Below are 10163 nucleotides of genomic sequence, written 5' to 3' on the forward strand. Positions count from 1 at the left end.
TCACGCGCGCACCCCCGCGGGCTCCGCGACGGTCTCGTCCGCGTCATCGATCTGGCGCAGCTGCGAGCGTGTGCGCTCGCCCCGACGACGACGCACCGCCGCATCGATCGTGCCGGCGATGCCGCCGGGCAGGAACATCACCACGAGGATGAACAGTACGCCCAGCAGGAACAGCGGCTCCGACAACGGGATGCGCAGCACGTCGGGAAGGTCGCGGATCCACTCCGCGCGCGCCAGCACCGTGAGCCGCTGGTCGAGGATCGTGTACAGCACACCGCCCACGATGGCACCCCACCGGAACCCGACGCCGCCGAGCACCACCATCACGAGCACGGTGATCGTGAGATCGGCGCCGACGGTGCCGGGCTGCGTTCCCGACTGCAGCAGCATGTACGCGATGCCGGCGAGCGAGGCGCAGAGGGCGGCGAGGATGAAGACGAGCAGCTTCGCGGTGTAGGGGCGCAGTCCGAGCACCTGCACGCGCAGTTCGTTCTCACGCACCGCCTGCGCGAGATGTCCGAGCCGCGAGCGGTCCACCCAGAGCACGACGAGGTAGACGACCACCAGCACGCAGAGCGTCACCCAGTACAGGTTGCGGGTGTTCGACACGCCCACGAGCCAGGAGGGCACCTGGTCGACGGGAAGACGCAGGCCCTCCTCGCCACCCGTGACGTCCTGGTTGCGGCGGACGAGCACCGATCCCGCCTGGGCGAACGCGAGGGTGACCATCGCGAACGGGATGCCGGACACCCGCATCGAGATCGCGCCGGTGAACGCGGCGATGGCGAGACCGCCGACGAGCGCGATGAGCGCTCCGGGCCACAGCGGGACGCCGAAGAACTTCAGCGCGAGTCCGAGACCGTACGCCCCGACGCCGAAGTACAGCGCGTGACCGAACGACAGCATCCCGGACGTCCCCAGAAGCAGGTTGTAGGAGAGGGCGAGAGCCGCGAACACCATGCACAGCGAGAGGAGGGCGAGCGAGCCCGGCGTGTAGGTCGCTCCCGGCAGGATGCCGGGGATCGAGATGTTCAGCAGCGGCAGCACGGCCATCACGACCACGAGCGCGGCACCGACAACGAACGGCAGGTAGGCCCCCTTGCGGCCGGGCACGAGGGTGGGAACCCCGGTGGTGACGGTCATGCTTTCCTCCCCATGAGTCCGGTGGGTCGCACGAGGAGCACGACAGCGAGCAGCACCACCACGATGAAGTCGCCCGTGCCGCTCAGGGAGACGTTCGCGAACTGTTGCAGCACCGCGACGAGCACCGACGCGATCGCGGCGCCCGTGAGCGAGCCGAGGCCGCCGATGACGGTCACGATGAACGCGAAGATGAGCAGCGTCGCGCCCAGGTGTGCCGACACGAACGTCGTGTAGTGCATGGCGAGGACTCCGCCGATGCCGGCGGCCGCGCCCCCGATCGCGAACACGAGGGTGAAGCTGCGGCGCACGTCGATGCCGAGGGCGGTCACCATCGCGCGGTTCTCGACGCCGGCCCGGATGATCATCCCGTATCGCGTCTTCTTCAGGAACAGCACGAGGGCAACGAGCACGAGGGCTGCGGCCAGCATCAGAACCCAGTAGGTGTTCGGGATGCGCGCTCCGAGGATCTCGGTGGTCTCCTTCAACCACGCGGGACCGGCGATGTTCACGGCATCCGTCCCCCAGATGCCCTCGAACAGCGCGACCGCGGCGAAGGAGAGTCCGACCGTCACAAGAACTTGCTCGATATGACGCTCGTAGAGCGGGCGGATGAGCACCAGCTCGGTGAGCGTCGCGAACAGCGCGCCGACGGCGGCACCGACGAGGATCGAGACGACGAACGAGCCCCACGAGGCCGTGCCCAGAGCCTGTGCCACCTGCCATCCGATGAAGGCGCTGAGGGTGAGGAAGGCGCCGTGCGCGAAGTTGAGCACGTGCATCAGGCCGTAGATGAGGCTCAGCCCCGACGCGACGAGGAAGTACAGCGCGCCGAGCCCGACACCGGTGAGGAGGATGAGGACGATGCTGCTCACGAGTGCACCTCCGCGCTGACGCCGAGCAGGCGCGTGGTCAGGGCGTCGTCGTCGAGGATGTCGCGCGCCTTCCCTGTGTGGACGACGCGCCCACCGGCGATGACGATGGCGTCGTCGGCGAGAGCGCGCACGACGTCCAAGTTCTGTTCCACGAGGAGGATCGGCACGATCTTCGCGGCTTCCTGAAGCGCCCGCGCGACGTCGCCGACGATCTTCGGGGCGAGTCCCTTTGTGGGCTCGTCGACCAACAGGATGCGGTTGTCGTTGAGCAGCGCTCGCGCGACCGACACCATCTGCTGCTGTCCACCGGAGAGCGTTCCCGCGAGCTGCGACCGCCGCGCCATCAGATCGGGGAAGAGCTCGGCGACGAACTCCCGGCGCGGCTTGCTGTCACGCTCGGCGAGGGCGAGGTTCTCGGCGACGGTCAGGCCGGCGAACACCTCGCGGTCCTCCGGGACGTAGCCCACGCCGCGCTGGACGATGCGGTGGGTGGGCAACCCGTCGATGCGCTCGCCCGCGAGCAGCACTTTCCCCTTGCGCGAGATGAGCCCCAGGACGGCGCGCATGGTTGACGTCTTGCCGACCCCGTTGCGGCCGAGCACGGCGGTGATCCCCGTCGCCGGGACCTCGAAGGAGACGTCCTCGACGACCTGCTGACCCGCGATGGATGCCGACAGATGCGTGACCGTGAGGATCGGTGCGCTCATGCGGCCGACTCCCCCGCCGACTCCAGGCCGCGGCCGAGGTAGGCGCTCTGCACCACGGGGTTCTCCATGATCCGCGCGGGTGAGTCGAACGCGATGATCGACCCGGAGTACATGACGGCGACCTTCTGGACGAAGCCCATGAGCACGTCGATGTGGTGCTCCACCATCAGCACCGTGCAGCCCGTCAACTCCCGCATCTCTCGGATCGTGTCGACGAGCCCGGCGACGTCGCCGGACGCGACGCCCGCCATCGGCTCGTCGAGCAGCACGATCTTGGCCTCGGTCGCCAACAGGACGGCGATCTCGAGCTTGCGCTTGTCACCGTGGGAGATGTCACCGGCCGCCGTATCGAGCTTGTGGGTGAGCCCGACCTTCACGAGCTGATCGAAAGCGAGCTCTGTCGCGGCATCCGTTCTGCGAGGAAAGCGCAGCAATGAGAAGTTGCCACCGCGGCCGACCTGGGCCGCCAGGCGCACGTTCTCCAGCACGCTGAGGCGCGGGAACAGGCTCGAGGTCTGAAACGTGCGCCCCAGTCCCGCCCGCGCACGCTGTGCGATGGACGCGCGAGTGATGTCGACACCGTCCATCACGATGCGACCTGCGGTCGGCCGCGCGACGCCCGAGATCACGTTGAACAGCGTGGTCTTTCCTGCGCCGTTCGGCCCGATCACGCCGACGATGCTGCCGGGCGCGACGTCGAGGTCGACGTCTTTCAGGATGGTCGCTCCACCGATCTGCAGGCCGAGGCCTTCGATCAGCAGCGCGGACGGGACGGGGGTGCTCATGCGGATGCGCCTCGTTTCGGGATGCCGTGTCGCGATCTACTTCTTCGCCGGGGCGACCTGATCGGCGGGAACGGTGTCGACGAGCGCGGGTGTGAAGCTGCCACCGTTGGCGACGAGCTTGACCTGATACATGTCCTGGATGAGGGCGTGGTCGCCGGCGCGCACGGTGAGCGCACCCTTCGGGCCCTGGAACGTGTAGCCCTCGAGGCTCTTGACCATCGCCTCGACGTCGCCCTTTCCTTCCTTGACGGCGTGGACGATCATGAGTGCCGCGTTGAAGCCGTCAGGGGTGAACAGGTCGGGCGTTCCGCCGGCCTTGGTGACGGCCGCGACCATCTTGGTGTTCACGTCGTTGTCGGGAGCTCCCGGGAAGTAGTAGTTCAGGAACTTGATCTTCTCGGATGCCGCACCATAGGCCCCGAACGTCGCCGAGTCGCCGAGACCGGTGACGACGGGGACGGCGTCCAGCACGCCCTGCTGGCTCATCGACTGCCACATCGCGCCGGACGTGGCACCGGCCCAGGCGACGAAGACGAGGTCGGGCTTCGCGGCGAGCACCTGCTGGGTGAACGGCGTGAACTCGGTGACGTCTTCGGCAACGAGCACACTGTTCACCGTCGCGCCCTTCGCACCGAGGATGGCGGTGACGGCGGCCTCGTTGCCCTTGCCGAAGGCGTTGTTCTGGGCGAAGACCGTCACGGTCTTGCCCGTGAGGTCGCCGAGGAAGGTGCCCGCGGTCGCGACATCCTGCGCGGACTGACGACCGCTGCGGAACGTGTACGCATTCACACCCGTCAGAGCGTCGGCGGCGGCGGGGCCCGAGATGAAGAGGACCTTGTTCTGCCCCGCCTGCTCGGCGACGGCAGCGGCGACACCCGAGGAGGCGCTGCCCGCCAGGATGTTCACCCCCTGACCGATGAGCTCCTTTGCGACGCCGACGGCCGTGTCGGGGTCGCCCGCATCGTCGCGGTAGTCGACGGTGATCTTGGTACCGTCCACCTCGTTGGAACCGTCCGTGGCGTAGTCGAGACCGGCTTTGAAGCCGTCGAGATACTGCTTGCCGTAGCCGGCGAGCGGACCTGTCTCGCTCGTGACGACACCGACCGTGACCTCCGCGGGTCCGCCGCCGGCGGTCGCCGCTCCACCCGTCGTCGCGTCCTGCGGCGCGCAGGCCGACAGGGCGAGAGCCGTCGTCGCGACGACGGCCGCAAAACTCACGTGGAGCAACTTCTTCGTAACCCGCATGTGCGTGCCTTTCACCGTTGGAAGGAAGACCTGAAAACCGATTCAGGTACTGCAATCATGTTCAGGCTGACGCCCCGTGTCAAACAGCGCGCACCGACGCGCGGTCACGATCCGATAACCTCTTTGCATACCTCGGGTATATGCTTGCGGTATGCAACACTCCGACGACATCCTGCGACTGCTCATCGGCGCGCATGCCCTCACACGGGTGGCGGCCCTGGACACCCGCACCGACGCCCCCTCCGCCCAGTGGCGCACACTGGTGCTCCTCCGCGACAACGGACCGCTGCGCATCGGCGACCTGGCGACGCTCTCGCGGGTCACTCAACCCGGGATGACGCGGCTTGTCGCACAGATGGCGGATGTCGGGCTCTTGGAGCGGACGAGCGACCCCGACGACTCCCGCGCAACGCTCGTCTCGGCCACAGAGGCCGGCATGACCGCCCTCGACGAGTGGCTGGACGTGCTGAGCTCAGCCCTCGCACCGCGCTTCGCCGACCTGGACGAGGACGAATGGCACACCATCCGCCGCGCCGCGGACATCGTCAACGCGCGTACACGCGTGGCGGAGGTGGCTCGATGAACAACGCCCACAGGTCCCAGAAGGTTACCATCTGGCGCCAGCCCGCTCAGGTCTGGGCCGTCGCCTTCGCGTGCGTCATCGCCTTCATGGGCATCGGCCTGGTCGACCCGATCCTTCCCGCCATCGCCGAGTCGCTGCGCGCCACTCCCGTGGAGACCGAGCTGCTCTTCACGAGCTACCTCGTCGTCACGGGTCTTGCGATGCTCGTGACGAGCTGGATCTCCTCCCGCATCGGCACGAAGGCGACGCTGCTGATCGGCCTCGGCCTCATCGTCGTGTTCGCCCTGCTGTGCGCCGTGTCGGGAAGCGTCGATGCCGTGATCGGCTTCCGCGCCGGGTGGGGCCTGGGCAACGCCCTGTTCATCTCGACCGCGCTCGCGACGATCGTCGGGGCGGCCTCGGGCGGCAGCGCCGCGGCGATCATCCTGTACGAGGCGGCGCTCGGTCTGGGCATCGCGATCGGTCCGCTCCTCGGCGGCATCCTGGGCGAGATCAGCTGGCGCGGCCCGTTCTTCGGTGTCGTCGCACTGATGGCGATCGCCTTCATCGCGGTGCTCGTGCTGCTGCGCGGCGGTGAGGAGAAGCGGACGCCCGTGAGGCTGTCGGCGCCGTTCCAGGCGCTTCGCCAGCCCGCGTTGGCGGTGCTCGCGATCGCGGCCCTCTTCTACAACATCGGCTTCTTCGTCCTGTTGGCCTTCTCGCCGTTTCCGCTCGGCTTCGGTGCGATGGGCATCGGCCTGACCTTCTTCGGCTGGGGCGTGGCCCTCGCGATCACGAGCGTGTGGATCGCCCCGATCCTGCTGCGCCGGCTGTCGCGCAGTACGGCGATGCTCATCGTGCTTCCTCTGCTCGCGATCGACCTGTTCGCGGCCGCGCTCGTGGTGGGATCCGCCGCGGGACTGGTGATCTGCATCATCGTCGGCGGCCTGCTACTAGGGCTCATGAACACGATCCTCACGGAGTCGGTGATGGAGGCGACCGACCTGCCTCGATCGGTGGCATCGTCGGCGTACTCCGCCGTCCGCTTCCTCGGCGGGGCGGCCGCTCCCCCGATCGCCGCCGCTCTGTGGCACGCGTTCAACGCCTCCGTACCGTTCGTGTTCGCCGGCATCTCCGTGTTGGTGTCGGCCGCGACGATCCTGATCGGGCGACGGGCGCTCGCGCGCATCGACGCACACGATGCGGATGCCGCGGAGGAGGCCGCCGCGGTGCTCGTGGGCGACGCGGCATAAGCGTGATGGCGGATACGTTGGCGCTGATCGGCCTCGTCGGGCCGCCGCATCCGCCTCAGAGCGTCCGCGCCGTGAACAGCGAGCTCGGGAGGTGCCCCGCGGCGAGCACGACGGCGGCGACCGCCATCCACGGATTGGCGAGCCACGCGGAACCAGCGAGGAACGCGGCGACGGGAAGGACGGCCATCGGCACGGGGATACCCCACACGGGGCCGAAGAGGAGATCCAACCGGCACCCACCGGCGACGAAGCGGATCCACAGCGCCCCGTAGGCGACGACCAGGAGCGACACCGGCAGGGCCCACCACCAGCGCACATCCCCGCCGACGGTGATGACCGGCACCGTCACGCACAGCACCTGCCCCACACGCTCCAGCGCGACCAGGCTGCGCGGGACCCCGACGCTCGTCGGCGCGGGGTGCGGCGGAAACCGCACGAGCAAGAGGCTGGGCGCAAACAGAGCGATGCTGAGCACGAGGCCGTGAGGCGAGAAGCCCATGCGTTCGAGCGTATCGACGCGGTTCGCACCGCCGTGATGCGCAGCGCCGTCAGTAACTCGCGACCGTCGTCGGCGCCAGAACGCAGACAGTAGTGCACCCCCTGGGACTCGAACCCAGAACCCACTGATTCAGAGTCAGTGAGTGAGCCAGCTTCTCGATTGCCACTACTTGCAAAGTGCCGCCCGCGACCGCTACGGCTCGCTCGATGGGAGCTGGGTGACTCTCCTCCATGACCCCGACGCACAGGTTCGCCGCTGGGGACAGCAGATGATCACTCCCGGTCCCTGGCCCGCCGCCGCCGAGCACTGGGTCTACGAGATCGCCTCTGGGAGCTGGAGCGCGACAACGCACGACGTGCCGCGTGGGCAATCAGCGATGACGCCGACCGCGCCGCCGCGCTCGCCGCCGTCGAACAGCGCTTCGGACCTTCGCGCTCGACCTCCCAGACCACCGCCGTCTACAAGCGCGGCGAGCACCCGACCGAGATTCAGGCACGCCAGCAGGAACAGCGCTTCGCCGCCGCCCGTGCCGCCGGGGTGCGGTGACTTCGATGACCAAGCCGAGGGGGCCGGTCCTGCATTCCGGCATCGACCTGCCCGAACCCGCCTGGGAGCCCTGGACGGCCCTCCAGCGGTCGCTACTCGCCGATGACCCGTCGTGCCGGGGTGACGAACGGTTCACCGCTGACGACGTAACGGCGCTGGGCGTGGTCTACGCCTCGTGCCCGCTGTTCCGCGAGCGTCGAGCCTTCGCAGACGCGGTGCCGTACTGGGCGACCTGGGCCGGTCTATGGGCCGGTCTGCGCCTGGGGAAGAACACACGCGCCGACTACCGGCGCAGGCCCGTAAGGAGGCCGTGGCATGAGCAACGCCTACGTGCAGGACGACCCTTCCCTCGTCGGGGTGCTCGGGACGCCGCCGACGCCACCTACGCCGACGACCGACCCCTCGAAGCGCGCCCACGAGATTGCAAAGGTACAGCCGACGCCGCGCCTCGTGCCGCCGACCTTCTCGGGCGTCGCTCGCCGCGTTGACGTCGGCGTAGCGTCCTACGGGCTTCCTCGTGGCTTCCGACCCGTGCACGCCGAGGATCACGCCCTCTGCTATGTCCTCGATCTCTGGGGCGTCGTGCACGTGCTGGCCGAGTGGGGCGAGCTTGTCGGCCTTACCCCGGAAGTACTCACCGCCGCCAAGAGGAAGTACTTCCCAGACGCGACTTAGACCCCGCGCGCGCCGTTTGGTCACACGATCTCGGGAGGCGGCGCGCGCGGCCCCATCGTCGGCGTCCGCCTCTTCAGCCGATCCTCGCGACGACACCGACCGACCCCCGGCGCTGTTTGAGTGGCATCAGACGCCGGGGGTCGGTAACCCTACGGCTAACCGCGCGCCACTCGCTCAGTCTCTTGGATCACGCGATCAGTCAGTCCAGGCTCGAGGTCGAAGGTGATTCGTAGAGTCAGCTCGATGCCACCTTCGTGGCCGGTTGCGAGCTGAGCCAATGCAGTCTCGATCTGAACGATGAAGTCCTCAACGAAGTCTCTATAGGCCCGTATCGGCTGAGAGACCATCTCCGCGCCGAGGTCGCCAAGGTTCGTCTCCCCATCGAAACGAAGGGATCGAAACTCGTCGGCCCAGTCAAGCAATCCGGCGTAGGACTGGATGAGACGTTGCGCCAAGTGCTTGATCATCTCGGGGTCGCCTGGCTCCCCCGGCTCTCCGAATGCGGCCGTCTGTGCCTGATCACTCAGAACACGATCGAGGTTCGCGATTATCGGCTTTGCGCGGGACATCCGCTCGGAGACTGCGGCCCCTGTCTCTGCTCGCGTGATCTGCGGTCCGACACTCAGGGTGTAGCCAAGGAGGTAGTCCCGCCACTTCGTTTCGTGCTCGGTGAGCCCGGAGCGCAGGTAGTAGCCGAACAGCAGGTACTCCCACAGCATCGGCCGGCTTGCGAGAAGGTCGAGCTTCTCTGTCTCGTTCGTGGGTACGGTGAGCACGGTTGGCTTGTTCACTGGTCATCCCTTTGGCGATTGCGTTCTAACTCGGGTGGGAGCATCCTCGCGTCGACCCCGGAAGCCAGCGCGCGAATGCGCATCCCGCGATCCCGAGTGAAGATCGTCACGGGCGACTCCGCGACGGCCGAGTAGTACGCCACCTGGCGCACGATCTCGTCATCGGCGCGGTCGAGACGGACATGACCCAGAGGCTCGTCCAAGAGTTGAAGGGTCACGGTATCCCGAATACGTAGTCGGGCCAGACTGGTGGCCCCGGCGAAAACGGCATCTAGCGAACGAAGCACGCCGCGAGCGCTATCGCTTCGTTCCTTCAGCTTGTCCAGCTCGTCCACGACGATGAGTGGCATCAGCAACCGCACATTCGCTCCGCTGACGTGCTTCTCCCACCGCACCTGATCGAACGGCTGGCCGTGGACGTAGACGTTGGTGTCGAGCACGACAAGGGTCTCGTCTTCGCTTGGCCGCGCGAGGTCGACGTAGTGCTCAATCTGGCTCAGTAGAGAACGAAGCACCCGCCTCTGATCGCGCAACTCGCTTTCGATCATCCCGAAGGCCATCCGGGTGGATGGCTCAATCGCGCGAATCTGCCAGTGTCGGCTCGTAAGAAGCGAACGCGCGATAGTAGGGTCTGCGAAGGACCCTTGCAGTCGTCGTTCTGCGTTCTCGCTCCACCGGAGATATCGCTGGGCCTGTACGACTTGATCGGTGCCAGCCGCACCTTCGATGTTCGCCGCCTCGCTAAGGAGATGGCGTAGTCCGTCGATCACATTTCCGACCGATGCACCGCGCGCGAGGAACTGCCACATCCCATCCCACCCCACTCCCCAGAGTCGTGCCCTCCGCGTAGCGACTTACCAGTGAGGTTGGTCAGGTCTACCGACATGGCCACACTGCGAATCGGCCTTGTCGGGTCAATCGTCGCGCCGACACCGACCAGCCTGGACGCTGTTTGAGGGGCATCGAACGCCGGGGCCGTCACTCCCCCGTGCTAGCTGTGCTGCCCAGGGACGTTGGTCAATCTGCTGATGGGTGGGTGGCCGCCGATCGCGGTGTGGGGCCTGTGGTGATTGTAGGAGTGCAGC

11 protein-coding genes and 1 tRNA gene are annotated in these 10163 nt (G+C 67.4%); 3 read left to right on the forward strand and 9 right to left on the reverse strand.

The features are described from left to right. The 5 genes from DEU37_RS12980 to DEU37_RS13000 are packed head-to-tail and all read right to left on the reverse strand — an operon-like array spanning position 1 to position 4752. Entirely contained in the window at positions 1-1143 is a 1143-nt protein-coding gene (locus DEU37_RS12980) for a branched-chain amino acid ABC transporter permease (protein WP_121191048.1), read from the reverse strand. Further along, positions 1140-2015 (reverse strand): branched-chain amino acid ABC transporter permease, encoded by an 876-nt coding sequence (locus tag DEU37_RS12985; RefSeq protein ID WP_121191049.1) that lies wholly within the window; start codon positions 2013-2015, stop codon positions 1140-1142. Before DEU37_RS12985 ends, DEU37_RS12980 begins: the two co-directional genes overlap by 4 nt. Next, on the reverse strand, positions 2012-2722 hold the full coding sequence (locus DEU37_RS12990; protein WP_121191050.1) for an ABC transporter ATP-binding protein: 711 nt from the start codon (positions 2720-2722) through the stop codon (positions 2012-2014). Before DEU37_RS12990 ends, DEU37_RS12985 begins: the two co-directional genes overlap by 4 nt. Next, on the reverse strand, positions 2719-3507 hold the full coding sequence (locus DEU37_RS12995) for an ABC transporter ATP-binding protein (RefSeq protein WP_121191051.1): 789 nt from the start codon (positions 3505-3507) through the stop codon (positions 2719-2721). Before DEU37_RS12995 ends, DEU37_RS12990 begins: the two co-directional genes overlap by 4 nt. 36 nt (positions 3508-3543) lie before the next feature. Next, entirely contained in the window at positions 3544-4752 is a 1209-nt protein-coding gene (locus DEU37_RS13000; RefSeq protein ID WP_121191052.1) for a substrate-binding domain-containing protein, read from the reverse strand. 151 nt (positions 4753-4903) lie between these two features. On the opposite strand from DEU37_RS13000, the gene DEU37_RS13005 reads away from it, so the two are divergent. Continuing rightward, the gene (locus tag DEU37_RS13005; protein ID WP_121191053.1) at positions 4904-5335 is read left to right on the forward strand and encodes a MarR family winged helix-turn-helix transcriptional regulator; all 432 of its coding nucleotides are present in this window, start codon (positions 4904-4906) and stop codon (positions 5333-5335) included. Further along, entirely contained in the window at positions 5332-6567 is a 1236-nt protein-coding gene (locus DEU37_RS13010) for an MFS transporter (RefSeq protein WP_121191054.1), read from the forward strand. The genes DEU37_RS13005 and DEU37_RS13010 overlap by 4 nt, the downstream gene beginning before the upstream one ends. 55 nt (positions 6568-6622) lie before the next feature. On the opposite strand, the gene DEU37_RS13015 is transcribed toward DEU37_RS13010, so the two are convergent. Next, on the reverse strand, positions 6623-7066 hold the full coding sequence (locus tag DEU37_RS13015; RefSeq protein WP_121191055.1) for a hypothetical protein: 444 nt from the start codon (positions 7064-7066) through the stop codon (positions 6623-6625). A gap of 93 nt (positions 7067-7159) precedes the next feature. Continuing rightward, a tRNA-Gln gene (locus tag DEU37_RS13020) sits at positions 7160-7229 on the reverse strand. Between the two features lie 698 nt (positions 7230-7927). Between DEU37_RS13020 and DEU37_RS13025 the strand changes: the two genes are divergently transcribed. After that, positions 7928-8287, forward strand: a complete 360-nt coding sequence (locus DEU37_RS13025; RefSeq protein WP_121191056.1) for a hypothetical protein — start codon at positions 7928-7930, stop codon at positions 8285-8287. Between the two features lie 155 nt (positions 8288-8442). On the opposite strand, the gene DEU37_RS13030 is transcribed toward DEU37_RS13025, so the two are convergent. Both DEU37_RS13030 and DEU37_RS13035 read right to left on the reverse strand, forming a co-directional pair. After that, positions 8443-9063 carry a hypothetical protein gene (locus DEU37_RS13030; RefSeq protein WP_147424879.1) on the reverse strand — a complete coding sequence of 207 codons (621 nt, stop codon included), beginning with the start codon at positions 9061-9063 and terminating at the stop codon, positions 8443-8445. Positions 9064-9074: 11 nt separating this feature from the next. Continuing rightward, positions 9075-9887 (reverse strand): PIN domain-containing protein, encoded by an 813-nt coding sequence (locus tag DEU37_RS13035; RefSeq protein ID WP_147424880.1) that lies wholly within the window; start codon positions 9885-9887, stop codon positions 9075-9077. Positions 9888-10163 lie beyond the last annotated feature (276 nt).

Source organism: Microbacterium sp. AG790 (assembly GCF_003634765.1).
Classification (GTDB): Bacteria; Actinomycetota; Actinomycetes; order Actinomycetales; family Microbacteriaceae; genus Microbacterium.

What these genes read in the sequence shown, in the direction of transcription:
- DEU37_RS12990 (WP_121191050.1), bottom strand. Translation starts at nt 2,722, where the DNA reads ATGAGCGCACCGATCCTCACGGTCACGCATCTGTCGGCATCCATCGCG.
- DEU37_RS13035 (WP_147424880.1), bottom strand. Translation starts at nt 9,887, where the DNA reads ATGTGGCAGTTCCTCGCGCGCGGTGCATCGGTCGGAAATGTGATCGAC.
- DEU37_RS13005 (WP_121191053.1), top strand. Translation starts at nt 4,904, where the DNA reads ATGCAACACTCCGACGACATCCTGCGACTGCTCATCGGCGCGCATGCC.
- DEU37_RS13015 (WP_121191055.1), bottom strand. Translation starts at nt 7,066, where the DNA reads ATGGGCTTCTCGCCTCACGGCCTCGTGCTCAGCATCGCTCTGTTTGCG.
- DEU37_RS13010 (WP_121191054.1), top strand. Translation starts at nt 5,332, where the DNA reads ATGAACAACGCCCACAGGTCCCAGAAGGTTACCATCTGGCGCCAGCCC.
- DEU37_RS13025 (WP_121191056.1), top strand. Translation starts at nt 7,928, where the DNA reads ATGAGCAACGCCTACGTGCAGGACGACCCTTCCCTCGTCGGGGTGCTC.
- DEU37_RS12980 (WP_121191048.1), bottom strand. Translation starts at nt 1,143, where the DNA reads ATGACCGTCACCACCGGGGTTCCCACCCTCGTGCCCGGCCGCAAGGGG.
- DEU37_RS12995 (WP_121191051.1), bottom strand. Translation starts at nt 3,507, where the DNA reads ATGAGCACCCCCGTCCCGTCCGCGCTGCTGATCGAAGGCCTCGGCCTG.
- DEU37_RS13000 (WP_121191052.1), bottom strand. Translation starts at nt 4,752, where the DNA reads ATGCGGGTTACGAAGAAGTTGCTCCACGTGAGTTTTGCGGCCGTCGTC.